This is a genomic window from Pedobacter sp. (assembly GCF_965227205.1).
In the GTDB taxonomy this organism is placed as follows: domain Bacteria; phylum Bacteroidota; class Bacteroidia; order Sphingobacteriales; family Sphingobacteriaceae; genus Pedobacter.
This window is the reverse complement of record NZ_OZ245727.1, coordinates 3,653,558-3,676,006: the sequence shown is the minus strand read 5'-3', so window position 1 is coordinate 3,676,006 and position 22,449 is coordinate 3,653,558. Positions and strand designations below refer to the sequence as shown.

At 35.2% G+C, this 22,449-nt stretch carries 22 protein-coding genes; 10 read left to right on the top strand and 12 right to left on the bottom strand.

Annotated elements, in window-relative coordinates:
- Window position 1 precedes the first annotated feature (1 nt).
- Together ACO05K_RS15850 and ACO05K_RS15845 are read left to right on the top strand one after the other, a co-directional pair.
- The gene (locus ACO05K_RS15850) at window positions 2–586 is read left to right on the top strand and encodes a DNA-3-methyladenine glycosylase I (RefSeq protein WP_421945402.1); all 585 of its coding nucleotides are present in this window, start codon (window positions 2–4) and stop codon (window positions 584–586) included.
- On the top strand, window positions 583–1,020 hold the full coding sequence (locus ACO05K_RS15845) for a GNAT family N-acetyltransferase (RefSeq protein WP_421945401.1): 438 nt from the start codon (window positions 583–585) through the stop codon (window positions 1,018–1,020). Before ACO05K_RS15850 ends, ACO05K_RS15845 begins: the two co-directional genes overlap by 4 nt.
- A 150-nt stretch (window positions 1,021–1,170) precedes the next feature.
- On the opposite strand, the gene ACO05K_RS15840 is transcribed toward ACO05K_RS15845, so the two are convergent.
- Window positions 1,171–1,854 (bottom strand): hypothetical protein, encoded by a 684-nt coding sequence (locus tag ACO05K_RS15840; RefSeq protein ID WP_421945400.1) that lies wholly within the window; start codon window positions 1,852–1,854, stop codon window positions 1,171–1,173.
- Between the two features lie 55 nt (window positions 1,855–1,909).
- Here ACO05K_RS15840 and ACO05K_RS15835 point away from each other — a divergent pair, with 55 nt between their 5' ends.
- The 4 genes from ACO05K_RS15835 (at window position 1,910) to ACO05K_RS15820 (ending at window position 6,351) form a co-directional block, all read left to right on the top strand.
- Complete coding sequence (locus ACO05K_RS15835) at window positions 1,910–2,608, top strand: type II CAAX prenyl endopeptidase Rce1 family protein (RefSeq protein WP_421945399.1); 699 nt, start codon at window positions 1,910–1,912, stop codon at window positions 2,606–2,608.
- 93 nt (window positions 2,609–2,701) lie between these two features.
- Window positions 2,702–5,512: a DNA polymerase I gene (gene polA / locus ACO05K_RS15830; RefSeq protein ID WP_421945398.1), complete on the top strand. Its 2,811-nt coding sequence runs from the start codon at window positions 2,702–2,704 to the stop codon at window positions 5,510–5,512.
- A gap of 10 nt (window positions 5,513–5,522) precedes the next feature.
- Window positions 5,523–5,897 carry a hypothetical protein gene (locus tag ACO05K_RS15825; protein ID WP_421945397.1) on the top strand — a complete coding sequence of 125 codons (375 nt, stop codon included), beginning with the start codon at window positions 5,523–5,525 and terminating at the stop codon, window positions 5,895–5,897.
- A gap of 142 nt (window positions 5,898–6,039) precedes the next feature.
- A complete protein-coding gene (locus ACO05K_RS15820; protein ID WP_421945396.1) occupies window positions 6,040–6,351 on the top strand; it encodes a hypothetical protein in 312 nt (103 codons plus the stop codon).
- 55 nt (window positions 6,352–6,406) lie between these two features.
- Here the strand turns inward: ACO05K_RS15820 and ACO05K_RS15815 are convergent, their stop codons facing one another.
- From ACO05K_RS15815 to pdhA, 6 genes are all read right to left on the bottom strand, one after another.
- Window positions 6,407–7,084, bottom strand: coding sequence for a metal-dependent hydrolase (locus ACO05K_RS15815; protein ID WP_421945395.1), 678 nt, complete (start codon window positions 7,082–7,084; stop codon window positions 6,407–6,409).
- Window positions 7,085–7,132: 48 nt separating this feature from the next.
- On the bottom strand, window positions 7,133–7,438 hold the full coding sequence (locus ACO05K_RS15810) for a YbaB/EbfC family nucleoid-associated protein (RefSeq protein WP_421945394.1): 306 nt from the start codon (window positions 7,436–7,438) through the stop codon (window positions 7,133–7,135).
- A 648-nt stretch (window positions 7,439–8,086) separates the two neighbouring features.
- Window positions 8,087–9,316, bottom strand: coding sequence for a serine hydrolase domain-containing protein (locus ACO05K_RS15805; RefSeq protein WP_421945393.1), 1,230 nt, complete (start codon window positions 9,314–9,316; stop codon window positions 8,087–8,089).
- A 68-nt stretch (window positions 9,317–9,384) separates the two neighbouring features.
- On the bottom strand, window positions 9,385–9,936 hold the full coding sequence (locus ACO05K_RS15800; protein WP_421945392.1) for a cupin domain-containing protein: 552 nt from the start codon (window positions 9,934–9,936) through the stop codon (window positions 9,385–9,387).
- 228 nt (window positions 9,937–10,164) lie between these two features.
- Window positions 10,165–11,826, bottom strand: coding sequence for a 2-oxo acid dehydrogenase subunit E2 (locus ACO05K_RS15795; protein WP_421945391.1), 1,662 nt, complete (start codon window positions 11,824–11,826; stop codon window positions 10,165–10,167).
- A gap of 30 nt (window positions 11,827–11,856) precedes the next feature.
- Complete coding sequence (gene pdhA, locus ACO05K_RS15790; RefSeq protein ID WP_421945390.1) at window positions 11,857–12,852, bottom strand: pyruvate dehydrogenase (acetyl-transferring) E1 component subunit alpha; 996 nt, start codon at window positions 12,850–12,852, stop codon at window positions 11,857–11,859.
- 488 nt (window positions 12,853–13,340) lie between these two features.
- Between pdhA and ACO05K_RS15785 the strand changes: the two genes are divergently transcribed.
- The 3 genes from ACO05K_RS15785 (at window position 13,341) to ACO05K_RS15775 (ending at window position 15,311) form a co-directional block, all read left to right on the top strand.
- Window positions 13,341–13,898 carry a C40 family peptidase gene (locus ACO05K_RS15785; protein ID WP_316737966.1) on the top strand — a complete coding sequence of 186 codons (558 nt, stop codon included), beginning with the start codon at window positions 13,341–13,343 and terminating at the stop codon, window positions 13,896–13,898.
- 85 nt (window positions 13,899–13,983) lie between these two features.
- Window positions 13,984–15,081 (top strand): CapA family protein, encoded by a 1,098-nt coding sequence (locus tag ACO05K_RS15780; protein ID WP_421945389.1) that lies wholly within the window; start codon window positions 13,984–13,986, stop codon window positions 15,079–15,081.
- A 44-nt stretch (window positions 15,082–15,125) separates the two neighbouring features.
- A complete protein-coding gene (locus ACO05K_RS15775; protein ID WP_421945388.1) occupies window positions 15,126–15,311 on the top strand; it encodes a hypothetical protein in 186 nt (61 codons plus the stop codon).
- Here the strand turns inward: ACO05K_RS15775 and ACO05K_RS15770 are convergent, their stop codons facing one another.
- From ACO05K_RS15770 to ACO05K_RS15760, 3 genes are all read right to left on the bottom strand, one after another.
- Window positions 15,312–15,527 (bottom strand): helix-turn-helix domain-containing protein, encoded by a 216-nt coding sequence (locus tag ACO05K_RS15770; protein WP_421945387.1) that lies wholly within the window; start codon window positions 15,525–15,527, stop codon window positions 15,312–15,314.
- Window positions 15,528–15,622: 95 nt separating this feature from the next.
- Entirely contained in the window at window positions 15,623–15,808 is a 186-nt protein-coding gene (locus tag ACO05K_RS15765) for a hypothetical protein (RefSeq protein ID WP_421945386.1), read from the bottom strand.
- Between the two features lie 167 nt (window positions 15,809–15,975).
- Window positions 15,976–18,018 carry a M13 family metallopeptidase gene (locus tag ACO05K_RS15760; RefSeq protein ID WP_421945385.1) on the bottom strand — a complete coding sequence of 681 codons (2,043 nt, stop codon included), beginning with the start codon at window positions 18,016–18,018 and terminating at the stop codon, window positions 15,976–15,978.
- 89 nt (window positions 18,019–18,107) lie between these two features.
- Between ACO05K_RS15760 and ACO05K_RS15755 the strand changes: the two genes are divergently transcribed.
- Entirely contained in the window at window positions 18,108–19,040 is a 933-nt protein-coding gene (locus ACO05K_RS15755; protein WP_421945384.1) for an SPFH domain-containing protein, read from the top strand.
- 212 nt (window positions 19,041–19,252) lie between these two features.
- Here ACO05K_RS15755 and ACO05K_RS15750 read toward each other — a convergent pair whose 3' ends face one another.
- Window positions 19,253–21,445, bottom strand: coding sequence for a carboxy terminal-processing peptidase (locus ACO05K_RS15750; protein WP_421945383.1), 2,193 nt, complete (start codon window positions 21,443–21,445; stop codon window positions 19,253–19,255).
- 292 nt (window positions 21,446–21,737) lie between these two features.
- Window positions 21,738–22,421 (bottom strand): tetratricopeptide repeat protein, encoded by a 684-nt coding sequence (locus ACO05K_RS15745; protein WP_421945382.1) that lies wholly within the window; start codon window positions 22,419–22,421, stop codon window positions 21,738–21,740.
- Window positions 22,422–22,449: the final 28 nt, after the last annotated feature.

Below are 22,449 nucleotides of genomic sequence, written 5' to 3'. Positions count from 1 at the left end.
TATGACTCAAGACTTCGGACTTAAGACTCATGACTCAATTCGTTGCTCTTGGGCAGGCTCAGATCCACTCTATGTAAAGTACCACGATGAAGAATGGGGAAGGCCTGTTTATGATGATAAGACGCTTTTTGAATTTTTGATTTTGGAAGGTGCTCAAGCTGGTTTAAGTTGGATAACAATTCTTAAACGTAGGGAGCATTATAGAAAGGCCTTTGCAGATTTTGATGTACAAAAAGTTGCTGCCTTTGGCGATGAAGATGTTGAGCGTTTAATGAATGATGCCAGGATAATCCGAAATAAACTTAAAGTAAATAGCGCTATAACGAATGCTAAACTTTTCATAAAAATTCAGGAAGAATTTGGCAGTTTCTCTAGCTATATATTGGGATTTATTCCTGATGGGAAACCGATTTTAAATCGTATCGAGAAAATGGGCGATGTGCCTGCAAGAACAGAATTATCAGATAAAATTAGCAAAGACATGAAAAAACGCGGCTTCAAATTTTTCGGAACAACAATTTGTTACGCACACATGCAAGCGACAGGAATGGTTAATGATCATTTACTAAATTGCTGCGCAAGATGACAAATGTTTTTCCAGAATTGTTAACTGGTAGACTGCGATTAAGGCAATTTGAAGACTCTGATGTAGAAAGTATTTATAATGGTTTATCTAACCCTGATGTTGTTAAACATTACGGAGTGTATTATCAGACATTGGAGGAAACTCAAGATCAATTAATTTGGTTTAAAGCACTCCAAAATGAGGGTACAGGATTATGGTGGGCAATTTGCAATAAAGCAAGTGAAGAATTTATTGGTGCTGTTGGATTTAATAACTTTAATAAATCACACAAAAAGATTGAAATAGGATTTTGGCTACTGCCTAAATATTGGAAAAAAGGAATTATAGATGAATCAGCAACTGCAATTTGTAATTACGCATTTGATAGTTTAAATGTTAACAGAATAGAAGCTTTTGTAGAATCTGAGAATGAAATAGTAAGAATGCATTGCTAAAATTAGCTTTTGAATACGAAGGAACTATGAAAAATTGTGAAATTAAAAATGGTAAGGCGATTAGCTTATCCATTTATGCAAAGCTGAAACATAACTAATCTGGAAATGTCACTTTCATCTTAAAATCCTTAAATCCTAAAAATCCTGTTCCTATTTTTTCACCTCATTATATTCTCTAACAAATTCAACAACATCTTTGCTGTTTAGCGCAGTATTAGCTTCTATTTTTCCTTTTAGAGCTGGTTGGTCGCCTAATTTTTGAAGTAGAATATTACGCACTTCAGCTTTTCTTTCTTCTTCGGTTATCGCTTTTATTGGAATTTCCTGTAGCGGTCCTGTTCCTGGTTTTTCAATAAAATAACGAACAACTGGGGCACCGATCGGTGGTTCTGGAGCACTGTTTCTGCCACCACCGATACTAATTCCTCCGCCCATACCCATTCCACCAAAACCACCCGTTCCGGTACCAATACCAACTGATGGTCTGAATCTTACATTCTTTTCCTTTTTTACAGGGACGAGTGTTCCACCTCCAAATGAATATAGATTTACGGTTCCGGTTTCTATAACCTTTACAAAACGGTACTCAAAGTTTTTCTTGTTAGCAAAACCTTTACTAATGTAGCTGTTACCATTCCAGAAGAAGTTTTTCACATCTTTAGCTAATAGAATTACATCTGCTTCATCATTAGCGCTAATATAAACAGAGAAATAATCTGTGCCTTTAATTGTACCACGAATTACATCATCATTATTTTTAACGATAAAATCTTGAGCGTTAACAGAGAAAAAACTGATAAAAAATATTGCAGAAAAAAAGCTAAAAATCTTCATATGTTAGTGGTATGTGGTATAACGTTGTTGTGCCTAAAAATATTATTAAGCGATAATGATTGAAACACTCTCAACTTATTGGGATTTTTTAAAAAGTCCTAAGCTATTAAAACAAATAACAAACAGAAAAACTCTTTGGAGCGAATTCTTGTGGCTTTTGATGGTAAGCCTGCTATTTGCTGGGTTAATTTTAAGCTTTTACATTGTCCTTGCTCATTTCAAAGTTATTAAAGAATATGAAGAAAAGCTCGATTTTTTGAAGAAATATGGTGTCACTGTAGCATTTATAATTGCATGTGTTTTTGCGCCAATATTTGAAGAGTATCTTTTTCGATGGCATCTTCGAAAGAGATATGCAACAGTTTATTTTTTATGTTTTTCTTTTGCGATAATAACTATTTATTTAATAGATAGCAGTTATTTAATATGGCCAATACTTATATTTTTTTTAACACTATCTTTTGTTTTACATGGATATCTTAAACGAATTAGTACATCAAGGCGACTGTCAATTTGGAATAAAACATACCCATTTGTTTTTTATTTCACTGCCATTTTTTTTGGTATAGTTCACTTCACTAATATGAAGGGGCTTACGCTTAGCGATCCATCTTTTTTGATTTATACCTCATCACAGATGTTTAGTGGGATTTCTATGGGTTATCTAAGAATAAAATTTGGAATAAAATATTCAATTCTATTTCATGGAGTATTCAATTTTATTTTGATGATTCTTGAATTTGTTTTTGGTTAATTTAATTTATAATGTATTCTTAAACCTTAACTTTGGTTACTTTTATCACTTAGTAAAATTTTGCTTTTCGGTAAATATTAAACCGTTTTTCACATGAATAATAAAAAACTCTTTCTTTTAGATGGTATGGCGCTAATGTACAGAGCGCATTTTGCCTTGAGTAAAAACCCTCGTTTTACATCAACGGGAATAAATACATCGGCAGTAATGGGTTTTACAAATACCTTGCTCGATGTTTTAAAGAAAGAAAGGCCAACGCATATAGCCGTTGTTTTTGATACCGAAGCACCAACAGAAAGACACATATCATTCGAAGCTTACAAGGCTCATCGAGAAGCGATGCCAGAAGATTTAGCTGCGGCAATGCCTTATGTTATAAAACTGATTACAGGCTTCAATATTCCGGTAATTACTTCTGATGGATACGAAGCAGATGATATTATCGGCACGTTAGCAAAAAAAGCCGAACAAAAAGGTTATCAGGTTTATTGTATGACGCCTGATAAGGATTTTGCTCAATTGGTTTCTGAAAATATTTTCATTTATAAACCTGCTAGAATGGGTAACGATATGGAAATATTAGGCGTTAAAGAGGTTTTAGCCAAGTGGGAAATCGAGAATGTTTTACAGGTTATTGATATTTTAGGTTTATGGGGCGATGCTGTTGATAACATCCCGGGCATTCCTGGTATTGGTGAAAAAACTGCCAAAGCCTTGATAAAAACTTATGGTTCGATGGAAAACATTATTGCCAATTCACACGAACTAAAAGGAAAGCAACGCGAAAATGTAGAAAACTTTGCTGAGCAAGGTTTAATCTCGAAGAAACTCGCTACCATATTATTGGATGTGCCGGTAGAACTTGATGAAGCCAGTTTAGAACTTTGCGACCCTAGCCGAGATTTATTAGAGCCATTATTTACCGAACTCGAATTTAGAACATTGGGTAAAAGAGTTTTTGGCGATGGTTTCTCTGTGACAACGGCCAGATTTCAAGAAGGAACACAAACCGATTTGTTTGGTAACCAACAAGGTGAAACCGTAGTTTACACCAATACTTTAGAAGAAGAGCCAGCTGAACAATTACCGGCCAAAAACATAGAAAATACCGAGCACAATTATCAATTAATTGATACTGCTGAAAAACGTGAGGGTTTAATAAAGTTACTTCTTCAGCAAAAAAGAATTTCTTTTGATACAGAAACAACCGGTACAGATGCAAACATGGCAGAGTTGGTTGGTTTATCATTTTCAATAAAACCAGGCGAAGGTTATTACATTCCACTTTCTGCTAACCGCGATGAAGTTTTAATCATTCTTGATGAATTTAAAGTTGTGCTTGAAAATGAGCAAATCGAAAAAATCGGTCAGAATACTAAATATGATATTTTAGTTTTAAAATGGTATGGTATCGAGGTTAAAGGAAAACTGTTTGATACCATGCTTGCGCATTACTTGATAGATCCAGACACCCGTCATGGAATGGATGTTTTGTCTGAAAATTACCTTGGCTACTCTCCAATTTCGATAACCAAATTAATTGGTCCGAAAGGAAAAAATCAGGGAAACATGCGTGATGTTCCTGTAGAACAAGTTGTAGATTATGCTTCTGAAGATGCTGATATTACGCTTCAACTGGCGCATGTTTTTGAGCCAAAGTTAACCGAATTAAATGCGGCTAAACTTGCTGAGGAAGTAGAAAATCCATTAGTTTATGTACTAGCTGATATTGAAAAAGAAGGCGTTCGTATAGATATTGAAACTTTGCAGGCTTATTCTAAAGAGCTGGAAACTGAAATTATTAAGTTTGAACAGAATGTTTATGAAAAAGCCGGAGTTAAATTTAACCTTGCCTCACCAAAGCAACTGGGTGAAGTTTTATTCGATAAATTGCAATTAGATCCGAAGGCGAAGAAAACGAAAACCGGTCAATACCAAACCGGAGAAGATGTTCTTTTAGCCTTAGCCAGCAAAAGCGATATTGTGCAGGATATTTTAGATTTTCGCCAGTTACAAAAGTTAAAATCTACTTATGTAGATGCGCTTCCGTTAATGGTAAATCCAAAAACTGGCCGTGTGCATACTTCTTATAACCAGGCTGTAGCTGCAACAGGAAGGTTAAGTTCTAATAATCCTAACCTTCAAAATATTCCAATTAGAACAGAACGTGGTAGGGAAGTTAGAAAAGCTTTTATTGCCAGAGATGAAAACCATATCCTTTTATCTGCCGATTATTCGCAAATAGAGCTAAGAATTATTGCTGAAATCAGCAAAGAAGAAAACATGCTCGATGCTTTTACTAAAGGTATCGATATTCATACCGCAACTGCTGCCAAAGTTTATGGGATTAGCATAGAGGAGGTTGATGGTACACAGAGAAGAAATGCAAAGGCAGTAAATTTTGGTATTATCTACGGTCAGTCGGCTTTTGGTTTATCGCAAAACCTTGGTATACCACGTAAAGAAGCTGCAGAAATTATCGAACAGTATTTTACTCAATATCCGGGTATAAAGCGATATATGAGCGATACAATGAATTTTGCCAGAGAAAATGGTTTCGTAGAAACGATAATGGGCAGAAGACGCTATTTAAGAGATATTAATTCGGCAAATCAAACTGTTAGAGGTTTTGCAGAGCGAAATGCAATTAACGCTCCGATTCAAGGCTCAGCGGCAGATATGATTAAAATTGCGATGATTAACATCCATAAGGAAATGAAATTGCAAAATCTGCAATCTACCATGACTATGCAAGTACATGATGAGTTGGTTTTTGACGTTGTAAAATCTGAGAAAGAAGTTATGAAAGCCATCATTCAAGATAAAATGTCAAACGCAATTAAACTAACGGTACCAATAGTTGTAGAAATAGGCGAGGGCGATAATTGGTTAGCCGCACATTAATCTTTTTAATATGAAAACGTTGTTGCTTTGTGCTTTAAGTTTAATTTCTTTGAGTGTTTTTGCACAGCAAAGCGATACTTTATATAGTTACAGTCACATTGGCGGTAAAGAGATTAAGAAAGAAAAAGCCGTAAACATTTACAAAATTTATAAGTTAGATAGTGCGATTTGGGTAAGAACAACATCTAATCATAACCTTATTCCACTAAAAAGAGAAACTTTTAGCGATGAGAAATTAACAATTTTAAATGGCAGCTATGTTGAATATGAAGAAGGTAAAGTAAAATTAAAAGGCTCTTATAACAATGGCAAAAAGACAGGAACTTGGATAGTTTATGATAAAGATGGAAAGGTGGAGCAATCAATAGTTTTTCCTGATAATTAGAATTTCTACCACTTCAAAAACTTAAAATCCAAAATATGTTAAATTATTTAGGTAACAATATTTATTCCTATCTTCATAAAAACTTCATCCCGATTTATCAATTTTATATCAACCAATTAAAGAGTTAAAAAAATCGAAAAACATGAAAAAGTTATTAAGTTTAATCGCAATTGCAGCATTTGGTTTGTCAACAACATTTGCGCAAACACCAGCAACTGCAACTCAAGCTAAAAAAGCAGTTAAAACAACTACTACAACTACAAAGGCAGGAGCTAAGAAAGTAGAGACAAAAACAACAACAACCGCTGCTAAAGTAAAAGCAGATGGAACGCCGGATATGCGTTTTAAAGAAAATAAAACAAAAGTAGTAACTAAAGTTGCAGGTCCAACAAAGAAAGATGGTACAGCAGATATGCGTTACAAAGAAAATAAAGCTGCTGCCAAAAGGAACTAGGTTTAGGTTTTAATTTTTAGAAGGCTCCAATTGCAAAGTTGGAGCCTTCTGTTTTTTATAACGTTATGGTTTCGCCTATTTCGGGCAATAAAAGATTTTTGTTCTCTCTTTTAAACTTCGAAACAGCGTCTTCTGTATCAATACTTATTGGTGGAAAAGTATTGTAATGAACACCGATAATGTTATCGCAATCAATGTATTTCGCTGCAATAACAGCATCATCAACACCCATTGTGTAATGCCCGCCAATTGGCAAAATGGCATATTCTAAGTTGTGTAAATCAGCAAGCAATTTCATTTCTAAAGTTAACGCTGTATCACCCGCATAATAAATTTGTTTGCCCTCTAAAGTTAAAACGAAACCTGCAGGGTTCCCTCCATAACTGCCATCAGGATTTGAGCTGCTGTGTACTGCCCAAACAGTTCTTAAACTGCCAAAAGGTAATTGCTGGGTTCCAAAGTTAATGTCAATAACATTTTCTACGCCTTGTTTTTTAATCCAGTCTGCAACTTCTACCATTGCAATTACCTGCGCATTTGTTTGCTTTGCCAATTCAACTAAATCAGCAACATGGTCGCCGTGGCCATGACTTACCAAAATATAATCGGCTTCAATTTTTGTTGTATCAACATCCTTAGCTAAAGGATTATGCTTTATAAATGGATCAAAAAGAAACTTTTTGCCGTCTGCTTCTAATACAAAGCAAGACTGACCATAGTATGTAAATTTCATAGTTATATTAAGATTTGAATTGTTTTTAGAATATACAGAGCGTATACTTTATTGACCAAACATGCCGCCTAAGCCACCAAGCATATCTTTGGCCGAAGCTTGCATCTCAGTATTACTAACTTCTTCGGCATTAGCCAAAGCTTTATTTACCGCGATTTGTAAAAGCTCTTCTAATTCTTCCTTATCAGCATTTTTGAAAAATTCTTCATCAATTGCAATACCAGTAATGGCTTTGTTAGCTGTTGCCGTAACCTTAATTGCACCATTTTCTACCTCTCCAAATACCGAAATGGTATCTAAACGTTTCTTTACTTCTTCGGCTTTTTGCTGTGCTGCGAATAATTTATCGAACATAATTTTATTGTTTTAATTAAAAAGCAAAAATCGACAAATTGTTTTAAGAATTTAATTATTCGATATTAATTAAGCATTATTTATTTGCCGATTAGCATGAGGGAATTGTACAAAATTTTATTTTGCGATTTGTATTCCCCTTTTTTAGAGGGGTGCCCGTAGGGCGGGGTGTTATTTGTCTTAGCCAGACAGGCTTTTTTCTTTTGACAACAAAAGAAACAAAATTGCCGGCTGAAAATTTTTCTTTTAAAGGTAGTGGTGTGGGTTTGAAGGTGTGTTCCGAAAAATTTGTTAGGCCGGTTAAAAGTAGAACGGGGAAACAGAGCTTAGGCTTAGTTGGGAGTAAATTTAAATAAATAAAAATTCGTTCATAGCAGCGTACTTAAGGTTCTGCACACTAAAAAGTATTTCCGCGTTTGTCGGGGCTATTTAACTTATTTTAATGCTTTTGGGTGGATTTTCCTTGCGGTCGCCAATCACCATAAACCCCATAGCGCCAAATAGCTCCCGATTTAAGCATCAATTTACTTTGCTTATTTAATTACTTTCCTAATGCACAGGTTTCATCGGGACTATTGGCAATAGCGGGGCTGCCGACCGCCATTGACGCCAAGCGTTCATTTTCAAAAAAAACAAATGATGTAATTTTTAGTCCTCGTCGCTACCTGGTAAACTTCCGTTACCATGATACGCACCTTTGCGGATAACAGGCATATTGAAGTGCTTGTACAAATCATCAAGGTGCATTAAGCTGCCGTTGGTTAGGTTACCTAAAAAGATAATTACAATGTTTTTATCTAAATCTCTAACATAAATATGGCGGAAACCGTGCCACCAACCTGTGTGGTAAACCACTTTATCCATCTTTTCACCATCGAACATTCTCCAACCGTAACCATAGTTAAAGTGCCCATTTACAGGTTTATTACGCCCAACGTAAGATGAATCTAAACTTTTTTTGCTTAGCAAACGCTCATTTTTCAAGTACTTGTCAAATAAAACCAAATCGTGAACGGTGCTGTAAATACCTTTATCACCAACTGGTCCATCAAGAAAGTTCTGTGCTACCGAGTAGCGCCAGGTTCTATCATGCCCAACAACATCAACAGGAATTTTTTCATACTCAGATGTACTGTAAACATGCGTATGTTTTAATCCTGCAGGTTTAAACACGTGTTCCATCATGTACTGAGAATAACGCTGACCTGTAACTTTTTCGATTATGGCACCGAGTACCATAAAATTTGAGTTATTGTAGTGGAAGCGGTTATCTGGCTTGGTGTAAGGATTTGGTTTGCGCTCGGCAATTACATTCATTACATCTTGGTTGGTTACGCCCTTTTTCATTGGTCGTTTTTCTTTTCTCCAGATGTCATCAATAAAATAAACATAATTCATCATTCCGCTGCGGTGACTCAAAAGTAGTTTTACAGTAATGCCATCGTAAGGGAAGTTGGGAAAGAACTTTTTTACATCATCATTTAACGAAAGTTTACCGGCTTCTACCAATTGCATAATGGCAACGCCGGTAAAAGTTTTTGTAATTGAAGCAAGTTCAAATTCCGAGTTAATTTTTAAGCTATCACGATGTAAGTAATCTGCCCAGCCGATTGCTTTTTCGTAAAGAATTTTGCCGTCTTTAGCAACAAGCATATTTCCATTGAAGCCGTATTTTTTATGTAAGTTGGTTACAAAATCAGCAATCCATTTATCGCCCTTTTCAGGATTATATGCAAGTAAAAGGCTATCGGCTTTATCATCTTCTTTAACTCTTATTTTTTTCTCTGCTGCTTTTTTCTCTTCTGTTTTTTTAGGGTTACAGGCGGTAAACAATGTTATAGAAATTGCAAATGCAGAAATTATATGCTTAAAATTCATTTATTCAGGTAGTGTAAAATTTAAAACCCGAAAATTAAAGAATTTTGAATGGTTAAAGGCAAAGAGTTTTACACATTTTCGCAATTTTGGTTGTACCAGCATTCAAATAAATGGCCTTTGCTTCCATAAACCGGATCGCTATCTGGCTTTTCTACTTTAGCAATGTCTTCATCTGCTTGCGGTCGTTCGTTGGCTTCGCCATATTTAATGTTGTAATCTGCACCTTTTGGGTATGCACCAACAACTTGAAAGTCATCGCTTGATTTTAATTTCTTATGCGCAACACCAGCCGGAATTAAAATTACATCACCTTTATCAAGTTCGATGCAAACACCGTGTTCGCCACCAAACTGAACATCGGCTTTGCCGCAATAAACACCCATAACTTCGTGTGTGTTGCTATGGTAATGATGGTAATCGAAAATGCCATCAATCCATGCATTAGTATATCCGTTTTTGGCAAAAACAGTTTTTATAACTTCTATTTCATCATCAGGATGGATTAGAAATGCACCTTTATAAATCATCAGCGGATATAACGGATTGTTTGGGATATTCCCGTTTTCTTCTAATTTATGCGAAACCAGATAAGCTTCTTGAATCAATTTTTCTTTATCCATGATTGAAGGGTTTCAATAATTAACAAAGTAAAGTACTTTAGGTTTGCCACAGATTTACAGATTAGGTGAAACTTATCTAATATGCCTTGGACAATCCTCGAACAATAATCTGTAAATCTGTGGCTATAAAATTTAGAATTACGGATGCATAAAGAAAATCACTAAAACCAAAAAAGCCACTCCTTTACAGGAATGGCTTTAATATTTTATCAGTTTGAAAACTGTTAATTATGCTAACAATCTGATTGGCTCCTCTAATAAACCTTTTAATGTTTGTAAGAATTGTGCCCCGGTTGCACCATCAACCACACGGTGATCGCAACCTAAAGTTAATTTCATTACGTTACCAGGAACAACCGCACCATTTTTAACAACAGGAACTGCTTGGATAGCACCTACTGATAAAATTGCACCATCAGGAGAGTTGATGATTGATGTAAACTCATCAATACCAAACATGCCTAAGTTAGAAACTGTGAAAGTTGAACCTTCCCAATCTGCAGGTTGTAATTTTTTAGCTTTAGCCTTACCACCAAAGTCTTTTACCTCAGCAGAAATGTGTGATAAAGATTTACCATCAGCAAAACGCACAACAGGTACTAATAAACCATCTTCAACAGCCATAGCCACACCAATGTTAGTATGCTCATTGAAACGGATTTTATCGCCACCCCATGATGAGTTAACAGCCGGATGTTTTTTCAATGCTACAGCAACCGCTTTGATTACTAAATCGTTGAATGAAACTTTCACAGGAGCAACTGCATTGATTGCAGTACGAGCAGCCATTGCGTTATCCATATCAATACTTACGGTTAAGTAGAAATGTGGAGCCGTAAATAAACTTTCTGCCAAACGTTTTGCAATAACTTTACGCATTTGCGAAACTGGTTGTTCGGTAAATTTAACTTCACCAACAAATGTTGGAATTACTGGAGCAGCAGCAGAAGCTTTCTCAACAGGAGCTGATTCTGATTTTGCCGGAGCAGCAGCTGGTTTGAAGTTTTCGATATCTTTTTTGATAATACGGCCACCTTCTGCACTACCTGCAACTTGCGATAAATCGATTCCTTTATCTTTAGCAATTTTCTTTGCTAATGGAGATGCTTTCACACGGCTATCTGATGATGAGCTTTCTGCAACAGGAGCAGATGAACCAGCATCAGCAGTTGTAGCTTGTTTTTCTTCTTTCGGAGCTTCTTCTTTGCTTTCAGCTTTTGCAGCCGGAGCAGAACCACCCGCTAAAATACCACTAACATCAGTTCCTTCCGGGCCAACGATAGCTATAATGCCGTTTACTTTTGCCGCAGAACCTTTTTCTACACCAATGTGTAATAAAGTACCAGTTGCATAACCCATAACTTCCATAGTTGCCTTATCGGTTTCTACGTCAGCTAAAACATCATCATCCTTAACTTTATCGCCAACTTTTTTATGCCATTCAGCAATAACGCCTTCAGTCATTGTATCGCTTAGCAAAGGCATACGAATAACCGTTACACCTTTTGCTGCTAATTCTTCTTCGCTTAAACCACCACCTTGCGCAGGGGCAGCTTCTTCTTTCTTATCTTCAGCTTTAGGAGCATCAGTGCTTTCAGCCTTTGGAGCTTCACCACCTTTTTCAGCTTCTAACGCTGCTTTGTAATCTTCGCCTTCTTTACCAATAACGGCCATGATAGCATCAACAGGTACAGCTGTTCCTTCTTCTACACCTACGTATAAAAGAACACCATCCCAGTAAGATTCCATATCCATTGTTGCTTTGTCAGTTTCTACTTCTGCCAAAACATCGCCGCTTTTCACTTTATCGCCTACTTTTTTGTGCCACTTAGCCAAAACCCCTTCGGTCATGGTGTCGCTCATTTTGGGCATTTTAATTACATCAGCCATTATATCTAATTAATTGAAATCTTTATAAAATTAGTCCATTACGTAAGGGTAGTTCTCAGTCATATATACATCTTTGTATAACTCAGATGCATCCGGCCATGGCGATTCTTCTGCAAATTTCACAGCTTGGTCTACCGTAGCTTTAACTTTAGCTTCTACTTCTTCAATCCATTTTTCGTCAGCATACTTTTCATTAAGAATAGTTTCTCTTGCATGTTCAACCGGATCTTTAGCTTTATAATCTTCTAATTCTTCTTTTGAACGATATTTTGCAGGATCAGACATTGAGTGACCACGGTAACGGTAAGTTCTCATTTCTAAGAAAGTTGGTCCTTCACCTTTACGAGCACGTTGAATTGCTTCATCCATTGCATTGTGTACAGCAACTGGATCCATTCCATCAACAGGTGCGCAAGGCATATCAAAACCTAAACCTATTTTATAAATATCGGTCATGTTTGTAGTACGTTGTACTGAAGTACCCATTGCGTAACCATTGTTTTCGCAAACAAAAACAACAGGCAATTTCCACAACATAGCCATGTTAAATGTTTCGTTTAATGCGCCCTGACGCACAGCGCCATCACCCATGTAACAAATGTTAACATTATCAGTACCTTTATATTTTTCTGCAAAAGCAACACCAGCACCTAGTGGAATCTGACCTCCAACAATTGCATGGCCACCATAAAAGTTATGTTCTTTACTAAACATGTGCATAGAACCACCTTTACCTTTTGAGCAACCTGTAGCTTTACCATACATTTCTGCCATAATGCTATCGGCACTTACGCCTAAAGCTAAAGCATGAGCATGATCACGGTAAGTAGTAATCATTGAATCGCCTTTTTGCATTGCAGATATTGCACCTGCAACTACAGCTTCTTGTCCAATGTATAAATGACAAAAGCCACGAATTTTTTGTTGTCCGTATAACTGGCCAGTTTTTTCTTCGAATTTGCGCATAAGCAACATCGACTCGAACCACTTCAACCAGGTATCTTTATTTATTTCTACTGCACTCATTTTAAGGTTATTTGTTTTTTGCGACAGCAAATCTAATTTTTTTATTGTAATTTTTGTCACTTTCTATTGTAAAAACATCATAATAATAGGGCTAAAATATCATTTAACAGTCTTTTACACTTGCAATGTATTATTTGTTCTGTGAGATTTTACCTTTATCGATTTTCCTGAAACAAAACTTAGCCCTTTAACATAATATGGAATTAAAAGATCGTGAAATTTAATTCTGATAATTGATTAGTTTGCCTAATTAATTTACACAAACCTATAAATGTTTAAGAAGTTACGATTAATCGGAAACAATCAAATTTTATTTTACTTTTTTTGAAAAATAAGACTCGAAATCCGGAAAATGTTAATAACTTTCGGTTTTTAACAATAAACATTTGGATAACATTTGTATTATTAATAATTTTGAAGCTCAAACAATAAGCCCTAAGTGGTGTACGTTAATGTGTAAGTGAAGTACCCAAACATAACTGTATAACATGATTAAAAAATTTTTGTTTTCATCCCTAATCGCTATTTGCACGCTCTCCGCCGCATTTGCGCAAACAAAAACAAAAGAAACAGGCAAAGAATTAAATGACCCAGACAACCTAGCTTCACAGTATTTTTCTCAGGTTATGGGTGTAGCTGTAGATGCAACATCTAACTTAAAGCTATACAAATTTGTATACGAATGGATTGGAACTCCTTACAGTTTCGGCGGAAATACAAAAAAAGGCATCGATTGTTCTGCATTTACTAAAGCGATTTACGATAAAGTTTTCAACACAACCATCAGAAGAAATTCTAGGGATATTTTTAGCATGGTAGATCCTTTATCAAAAGAAGATTTAAGAGAAGGCGATTTGGTTTTCTTCAAAATAAAAAGCAGAAGTATTTCACACATTGGTATTTACTTAGGCGATAACAGATTCGCTCATGCATCTAGTTCTCGTGGTGTAGTTATCAGTAATTTAAACGAGCCTTATTACAGCCGCTATTTTTACAAGGGTGGGAGAATACTTGAATCGTTTAAGAAAGACTTTACAGTAGAATAATCCAATTCGGATTTTTATCAAATTAAAAATATATAATCCTCCAGAATTAGTTTTGGAGGATTTTTTTATAACCTAAAATTAATTAATGAAGTTAAGCCATAGTATTATTTTATCATTCCTTGTGTTAATTGTATTTATTAGCTGCACAAGCAACAATGCACAAGTTGTAGTTAATGATGTAAAATCTGATACAATAATTAGGAAGATTAAGGATACAATTTCAATAACTGCCGTTGGCGATATTATGCTGGGTTCCGCTTTTCCTTCAAAAACAAACCTTCCTCCAGATGATGCGGTTAACAGTTTTCAGGCGGTTGATAGCTTGCTAAAAGGAGATATTGTATTTGGAAATTTAGAGGGATGCTTCTTAAACACTGGAAATTCTACAAAATGTAATGGCATTAATCCAAACAATTGTTATGCTTTCAGAATGCCCGAACGTTATGCCGGTATTTATAAAAAGGCTGGATTTAATGTTTTGAGCATTGCAAATAATCATGTTGGAGATTTTGATGCAAAAGGACGTAAAAATACAGCCAGAATTTTAGATTCTCTACAAATTCACTACGCAGGACAATTGAACAAACCTTTTGAGATTTTCCAGAAAGATAGTGTAAAATATGCCTTCTGCGCTTTCGCCCCGAACGAAAATACAGTATCAATAAATAAGATTGATAGCGCCAAAGCACTTGTAGCCAGACTGAAAAGCATGGCAGATATCGTAATTGTTTCTTTTCATGGAGGAGGAGAAGGTGCTAGATTTGAACATGTTCCTCGTAAAAATGAAATCTTTTATAATGAGAACAGAGGTAATGTTTATGCGTTTGCCCATGCGGTTATAGATGCTGGTGCCGATGTAGTTTTGGGTCATGGTCCGCATGTAAGCCGTGCAGTAGAGGTTTATAAAAATAAGTTTATAGCGTATAGTTTAGGTAATTTCTGTACTTACGGTATGTTTAGCCTTAAAGGTTCAAATGGTTTTGCGCCGCTTCTACAGCTCAAAATTAATAGTAAAGGTGATTTTTTATATGCAGATATGATTTCTGTAAAACAGGATAAAATCAATAGATTAACACTCGATGATAATTATACTGCATTCAAAAAGATCAAAGCTTTAACAGACATTGATTTTGTAGGGCATCAACTAAAGTTCGAGAACAATAGAATAAGCCCAAAAGATTAAACTGCGCTTACATCAATACCATTAAAATTAAGAATATTTGCTTAATGAAAAATTTGATTTACGTACACTACATTATCTGCATTAGTGCAATAATTTTAGTTTTTGCAGCGGCATTTTATATCAATCAAAACCCCAAAAATTTGCTTTCTGCGGGCGTAATCATTCTAGCTGGTTCACTTGTGGCTTACAGCCAATACCTCATCATAAAAAGCAAGAAGAAAAATAAATAACTACTGAGAAATAATTTCCTCGACCGGAAAATCTAGCAGTTGCGCAATGTGAAAAAATCTTTCCAAAGGAATATCTTTTGCATTTTTTTCATTTTTAGAATAAGTGCTTATTGATATTTTCAATTCTGCAGCCATTTTTTCCTGAGTAATCTCTAACTGAATTCTTTTTAATCGAATTCTTTCACTAATAAGTTGATAGTGCATTTCTTCTCCCATAATTAATTATATTTTAATAAATTTTGGGATGATTTAGAGAATGCAATTATACGAATATGAAAGCACTATCAAAATAAATTTTTGCCTTAAGTGTTTTAAGACTCGTCTTTAGTATTCTTTACTAGTCCAATACCAGAAACAAAGAAAATTAATCCGATAATCCCATAAACCATAAGTCCTCTTGTTTGCTGGCTGTGGTTTACAAAACCATATCCGGCATAAATTAATCCGATAACACCTAGGATAGTTAAAATAGTTCCGAAAGTTCGTTTTACGTTCATGATTTTAGTTTTTAGTATCAACTAAGACAAAGTTTGGTGGTTTTTGTTTTACAATGGCGTAACGAATTATGCGAAAAACGAAAAGCCACAGATTTGCAGGTTTTGAATCTGTAAATCTGTGGCTTTAAATATTATTCCTGCGCTATAGAGAGCAGAAGAATAAAGTTTTACCAAACGCCCAATCTATTTTCTGGCGCAATGTACATTTTGGCAGTTGTAGGAACATTAAAGGCTTTATAAAAAGCTTCCATATTATAAACCGGTCCGTTTACACGAAACATTTCCGGACTGTGCGGGTCTGTTTTTAAACGAACACGCATCGTTTCGTCACGGTTTTTGATTCTCCAAACCTGCGCAAAACTTAAAAAGAAACGTTGATCTGGCGTGAAACCATCTATTTTATCACTTTCTTTCCCTTGTTTAGTTAATTTAAAGGCATCGTAAGCAATATTTAAACCACCCAAATCTGCAAGGTTTTCGCCCATTGTTAAGGCACCATTTACGTGCTGATTATCTAACAAAGCAAAATTGCTGTAGAATGCGCCAACTTTATCAGCTTTGGTTTTAAACTTAGCCGCATCTTCTTTTGTCCACCATTCTTTTAAATTTCCTGTTGCATCATACTGGCGACCTTGATCGTCAAAACCATGAGTCATTTCGTGACCAATTACCGCACCAATTGCACCGTAGTTTATTGCATCATCAGCATTAAAGGCAAAAAATGGAAATTGTAAAATACCTGCCGGAAACACGATTTCATTATAAGCGGGGTTGTAGTATGCATTTACAGTCGGAGGCGTCATAAACCACTCGCTTTTATCAACTGGTTTTCCAAGCTTATCAATCATTTCTTTGTACTGATTTTTTTCTGCAGATTGAAGATTAGCAAAGAATGTGTTTTTAGAAATTTCTACATCGTCATACTTTTTCCATTTATCGGTATAACCAATCTTTTTAACAAAGGCATTAAGTTTTTCAAGTGCTTTTTTCTTGGTTTCAGCACTCATCCAGTCAAGCTTTTTAATTCTATCCTCGTAAACTTTTTGCAAATTGTTAACCAACTCAAGCATTCTTTTTTTAGCTTCTGGTTTAAAATATTGCTCTGCATACAACTGACCTAATAAATCGCCTAAATTGTTGTCTGTGTTGTTAACCATCGATTTCCAACGCTCTTTTTGCGATTGGCGACCAGATAACGTTTTATCGAAAAATTCGAATCTTGCATCTCTAAATTTTTGAGTTAAAGCATAAGCTTTATCAGTTAAAGCATCAAATTTCAGTTTCTCTTTCCAGATTTCAATTGGCTGAGTTTTTATCAGCGCAGCTAAAGTTTTATAGTATTTCGGCTGGCGAACAATAATTGTATCAGTACTTGTACCTAATTTGCTTAAAACAGATTTAAAATCGATATCAGGAACTTGTTTCTGAAAATCGGCTACGGCAAACTTATTGTAGTTTTTAACCGGGTCTCTTAATTCAACGGGAGTAGAATGAGATTGAGCAATGGCAGTTTCCAGTTTAAGAATATCATCAGCATATTTTTTGCCATTTACAGAATCGCCTGCAAGTGCAAAAATTTTAGAAATATAAGCTAAATACTCAGTTCTTATTTTCTTTGCTTTTTCATCCTGATCTAAATAATAGCTTCTTTCAGGCAGGTTCAAGCCAGTTTGCGAGAAAACCAAAGCATTTTTCGTGCTGTTTTTATCATCTGGTTCAACACCAAAACCTAATAAATCTCCTTCAGCATTTTTATAACCATCAGCAATAAAATTGATTAAATCTTTGCCATTTTTAATACCATCAATTTTTGATAATAATGGTTTTATCGGTTCAACCCCTAATTTTTCGATGGTAACCGAATCCATGCCGCTGGCGTAAAAATCGCCAACTTTTTGTTCTGCACTGCCTTTTGTAGCATTGCCTTTAGCGGCTTGCTCTAAAATACCTTTTAAATTTTTAAGGTTATCATTGTACAAAGTGTAAAAGGAACCCCATCCTGTTTCTGTTTTCGGAATTTCGGTATCCTTAATCCACTTACCATTTGCGTAAAGGAAGAAATTATCGCCTGGTTTTACGGTTGTATCCATGCCGGCGGTATCAAAAAATACCGTTCTTTGGTCGGCTTCATTTGCCTGGTGGCTTTTGTCATTTTGGCAAGCTGCTAAAATTAACAAAGCGGCCGCAGGTAGAATTAATTTTTTTTTCATACGGTTTTAAAAGTTAGTTAAGTAAAGCTACAAAAATGCAGCAGGTAGTTTATATGAAATTTTTTCTAACTTCATAAAAAAATCTAATTATGCAATATACAATCTACATTCTCATCTTCCTCGGGGTAATTATCCTGTTAAGCTCTTTTGTTACTGTTAAACAAGGTACAATAGCAGTTGTAACGGTTTTTGGCAAATATCAACGTCTGTTAAGGCCTGGTTTAAATTTTAAAATCCCTTTAATTGAGCAAATTTATTCTCGCATATCTATTCAAAATCGTTCGGTAGAGTTATCATTTCAAGCCGTAACTCAAGATCAGGCAAATGTATATTTTAAGGCAATGCTTCTCTATTCGGTTATAAATCAAGATGAAGAAACTATAAAAAACGTAGCCTTCAAATTTGTTGATGCTACCAATTTAATGCAGGCTTTAATCAGAACGATTGAAGGTTCAATTCGTGCATATGTAGCTACGCAAAAGCAGGCGAACGTATTGGCGCAAAGAAATGAAATCGTTTTACACGTTAAAGAACAAATCGATCAGGTTTTAGATGGTTGGGGTTATCATTTGCAAGATTTGCAGTTAAACGATATCACTTTCGATGAAGAAATTATGCGTTCTATGAGTCGTGTTGTGGCTTCAAATAACTTAAAAGCGGCTGCTGAAAACGAAGGTCAGGCTTTATTAATTACCAAAACCAAAGGTGCTGAAGCAGACGGAAATGCCATTAAAATTGCAGCAACTGCCGAGCGTGAAGCTGCGCAACTTCGTGGTCAGGGTATCGCTTTGTTTAGAGAAGAGGTAGCTAAAGGTATGACAAATGCTGCTCATGAAATGCAACAGGCAAATTTAGATACATCGGTAATTTTGTTTACCATGTGGACTGAAGCCATTAAACAATTTGCAGAATATAGTGAAGGCAATGTTATCTTTCTTGATGGTAGCACCGAGGGAATGAACAATACCATGAAACAAATGATGGCCATGCAACAAAGCCAGGCAAATGGTAATAAGAAATAATATTTTTAGAAAAGCAAAGGCAGTAGTTCTTCGGGAAAATTAGTCAGGCTGTTTGCTAATCTTTTGTGAAAGTTAGAAATAATATTAAAATCATTGCCACAAAAGTATACCGCTTCCATCCTGTTTATTAACAATGTTCTTTGCAGAAAATAAAAACCAACAAAAAGGCCGCTCGAAATTTTCGAGCGGCCTTTTTTACTATCAATATTTTATTAAAATTTTGGTGTAGAACCTAAGCCTAAATTCATTACATAACTTCCGGCTTGTTGCATAAAATCTCCCATTACATGTAAAGATTCATCCTCAATAAAGTCATAAGCATCCTGCTTAGTTGTTTTCTCGCCTTTTTTCAAAGCAGGTAAACCTCTTGCCGCTCTTAACTCATTAGCACGAGATAAAGTTTTAACCTCTTGAGCATCACGTTCTGATTTAAGTTTTGCTTCGTTTAACGTTACAGAAGTTTCTGCATCACGTTTTTTCATTTCAGCAATATCTTCTTTCAGGTATTTAAAATCTAACGAATTAGCAACACGTTGCTCGCTATTTTTAATCAGGTTAGGTTTAACCGCAGTTAAGTTAGCAACTGATTTAAAGTTCGAACTTGGAATAACATCCCAAGGCAATGCAGATGGTTCTGTATCTTCACCAATTTTATCCATTGGGTAAAGTGAAGGGAAAACCACATCAGGTACAACGCCTTTATGCTGCGTACTGCTACCAGCCACACGATAGAATTTTGCCATCGTAAGGTTGATTTGTCCTAAATTAATATCTGCAGCAGTTGTGCTTGATGGAGCGGTACCAGTCGTTTTGTTTTTAGTAATAATACCAGCTATTCTTTGCAACATACTTGGATTAACCAATTTGTTTAAATCTATAGATGATTGTACAGTACCTTTACCATAAGTTTGGCTACCCATTACAATTCCACGGCCATAATCCTGAATTGCACCAGCAAAAATCTCAGAAGCCGAAGCGCTCAACCTATCAACCATTACACCAAGTGGGCCATCCCAAGTTACGCCAGTAGCTTCATCTTCATCAACTTCAATTTTACCGCGTAAATCTTTAACCTGTACAACCGGGCCTTTATCAATAAATAAACCGGTAAGTGAAATCGCTTCAACTAATGAACCTCCACCATTCCCACGTAAATCCATTACAATCGCATCAACTTTATCAATATTCTTTAAAGAATCGATTAGTTTCCTAACATCACGGGTTGTGCTTTTATAATTTTTATCACCGGCATTTGCAGCTTTAAAATCGGCATAAAAAGCAGGTAAAGTAATAATACCCATTTTATATTCTTTGCCGTTTTGGTTAATGGTTTTAACCTTTTTCTTCGCAGATGTTTCTTCTAAAACAATTTTATCGCGAACTAATGAAATAATAACCGGTTTGGATGACATTTCCTTGCCAGACGGAATTACTTTCAAGCGAACTTTAGTTCCTTTAGCACCTTTGATTTTAGATACAGTTGCGTCTAATCTCCATCCTACAACGTCTACAAACTCTCCATCGCCTTGCGCAACAGCAATAATTTTATCACCAGGGCTTAACTGTTTATCTTTAAAAGCTGGTCCACCTGCAATAATTTCAGAGATTTTTACTACCTCATTTTCTAATTGTAAACGAGCACCAATACCTTCAAATGAACGAGACATGTCTTCGTTAAAAGCAATAGCATTTACAGGGTTAAAATAATTCGTATGTGGGTCGATAGATTCTGTAAAAGCATCCATCAATATTTGAAATACATCCTGATTATTTGTTTTCGAAGTTTGAGATTGAAGATTCTGATAACGTTTTGTTAAGGTTTCGATTCCTTTAGGACCAGTTGTACCAGCTAAATTCAAATTAATTAATTCGTATTTAACACGTTTCTTCCAGGTATCGTTTAATGCAGTAATTGAGCTTGCCCAAGGCATTTTCTCTCTATCGTAAACGTAAGAATCTGTTTGATTGAAATCGAACTTATTTTTGATTTGAGCCAGAGAATAAGCAAAATATTCATTTAAACGTTTTGCATAAACATTGTAGATGTAAAATGGACCACTTAAATCGCCATTTTTGAAATCGTCATCAAGCGTATATCTATATTTTTCAAACTCTTTAATATCCGAAGCAATAAAGTAGTTTTTACCTTGATCTAAAGACTTAATATACTTATCTAAGATAATTGAAGATATCGAATCATTAATCTCAAGTTTTTTATAGTTATAGCTTTCTATTAAGTTTACAACTTCTCTAATTACAAGCTGCTGTTGCTCATCTGGCTTAACATTGGTCACTCCATCCACAACAGGTTGGGATTTTGGAGCTGCATGGCAGGCAAGAACTGCAGCAGTAAAAAGTACAAAAAATATTCTCTTCAACATCTCTTTAAATAATTTAAAATCCATTTCAAATTTTATATAGCCAATATGATACCATTTTATCAAATAAACAAAAAAGCGGAAGTATTATTTCCGTCTCTTTTCAAAAAGTATCAAATCTAACTAAAAGCTTTTTATTTTTCAATCTTATAAAACAACGATAATTTACGCTTTTTGTTTCGAAATGAATGATTTGGCTCTTTTTGGAGGATGAAATTTACATCAAGATTATCACTGTGTTAAATAGTGTTAAAATTATTTATCGAAAGTAAAACTGATTTCTATTTATAAAGAAAAGTATAGGGATTTTTGAATTAATTTATTTCTTAGAAGATGTTTTGCTTGCAATAACATCTCTTGCATCTTTTATCTGCGATTTATATGCAGTGCTTTTTAGCGATTTTGAAAGAAGTTCAACCTGATTTAAATCGCGACTAGCTAATGTGTAGTCTTTTTTCTTAATTTTTACCTGAACTAAGCCAAGTACAGATTCTATGTAAGAATTATTATTGCTCAATTGTTTAGCTAGAATGCCTTGCTGTGTGTAAAACCACATCGATTGAGTGTATTTGTTACTTGCCAAATAAACTTTACCTAATAAGCTGTAGGTATTCATTTGCCCACTTCTGCTACCCATTTTAGAATAGTTTTTTAAAACTACATTAAGCAGAATTTGTTCAGCATCGCTAAAACGGCCAAGCTGATAATGCATATTGCTCATTTTAGTAAGCGCCTGAACGTAAAGATTGAGATTTTTGACTGCGTTAAATTCGAAAGCTGCCTTACCAAATAAGGTTAAAGCCTCATTAAAATCGCCTTTGCGTTCGAAATCTTCAGCATCTTCAAAATAGTTGTTTCCTTCAGCTAAATCATATTTAGAAACTGCGATGTTAATGGCGCTTCCGCCAATACCAGGTTCCTGGAAATCAGATTTATCAATGTTTTGAGCATTAAGTTGTAAGGAGGCAAACAGGCTTAAAAAAGCCACAACTATTTTAGTCATGCAACAAAAATAATACTTTAAATGATAT

Coding starts and splice junctions, on each gene's coding strand:
- ACO05K_RS15850 (WP_421945402.1), top strand. CDS start 2: ATGACTCAAGACTTCGGACTTAAGACTCATGACTCAATTCGTTGCTCT.
- ACO05K_RS15845 (WP_421945401.1), top strand. CDS start 583: ATGACAAATGTTTTTCCAGAATTGTTAACTGGTAGACTGCGATTAAGG.
- ACO05K_RS15840 (WP_421945400.1), bottom strand. CDS start 1,854: ATGAAGATTTTTAGCTTTTTTTCTGCAATATTTTTTATCAGTTTTTTC.
- ACO05K_RS15835 (WP_421945399.1), top strand. CDS start 1,910: ATGATTGAAACACTCTCAACTTATTGGGATTTTTTAAAAAGTCCTAAG.
- polA (WP_421945398.1), top strand. CDS start 2,702: ATGAATAATAAAAAACTCTTTCTTTTAGATGGTATGGCGCTAATGTAC.
- ACO05K_RS15825 (WP_421945397.1), top strand. CDS start 5,523: ATGAAAACGTTGTTGCTTTGTGCTTTAAGTTTAATTTCTTTGAGTGTT.
- ACO05K_RS15820 (WP_421945396.1), top strand. CDS start 6,040: ATGAAAAAGTTATTAAGTTTAATCGCAATTGCAGCATTTGGTTTGTCA.
- ACO05K_RS15815 (WP_421945395.1), bottom strand. CDS start 7,084: ATGAAATTTACATACTATGGTCAGTCTTGCTTTGTATTAGAAGCAGAC.
- ACO05K_RS15810 (WP_421945394.1), bottom strand. CDS start 7,438: ATGTTCGATAAATTATTCGCAGCACAGCAAAAAGCCGAAGAAGTAAAG.
- ACO05K_RS15805 (WP_421945393.1), bottom strand. CDS start 9,316: ATGAATTTTAAGCATATAATTTCTGCATTTGCAATTTCTATAACATTG.
- ACO05K_RS15800 (WP_421945392.1), bottom strand. CDS start 9,936: ATGGATAAAGAAAAATTGATTCAAGAAGCTTATCTGGTTTCGCATAAA.
- ACO05K_RS15795 (WP_421945391.1), bottom strand. CDS start 11,826: ATGGCTGATGTAATTAAAATGCCCAAAATGAGCGACACCATGACCGAA.
- pdhA (WP_421945390.1), bottom strand. CDS start 12,852: ATGAGTGCAGTAGAAATAAATAAAGATACCTGGTTGAAGTGGTTCGAG.
- ACO05K_RS15785 (WP_316737966.1), top strand. CDS start 13,341: ATGATTAAAAAATTTTTGTTTTCATCCCTAATCGCTATTTGCACGCTC.
- ACO05K_RS15780 (WP_421945389.1), top strand. CDS start 13,984: ATGAAGTTAAGCCATAGTATTATTTTATCATTCCTTGTGTTAATTGTA.
- ACO05K_RS15775 (WP_421945388.1), top strand. CDS start 15,126: ATGAAAAATTTGATTTACGTACACTACATTATCTGCATTAGTGCAATA.
- ACO05K_RS15770 (WP_421945387.1), bottom strand. CDS start 15,527: ATGGGAGAAGAAATGCACTATCAACTTATTAGTGAAAGAATTCGATTA.
- ACO05K_RS15765 (WP_421945386.1), bottom strand. CDS start 15,808: ATGAACGTAAAACGAACTTTCGGAACTATTTTAACTATCCTAGGTGTT.
- ACO05K_RS15760 (WP_421945385.1), bottom strand. CDS start 18,018: ATGAAAAAAAAATTAATTCTACCTGCGGCCGCTTTGTTAATTTTAGCA.
- ACO05K_RS15755 (WP_421945384.1), top strand. CDS start 18,108: ATGCAATATACAATCTACATTCTCATCTTCCTCGGGGTAATTATCCTG.
- ACO05K_RS15750 (WP_421945383.1), bottom strand. CDS start 21,445: ATGGATTTTAAATTATTTAAAGAGATGTTGAAGAGAATATTTTTTGTA.
- ACO05K_RS15745 (WP_421945382.1), bottom strand. CDS start 22,421: ATGACTAAAATAGTTGTGGCTTTTTTAAGCCTGTTTGCCTCCTTACAA.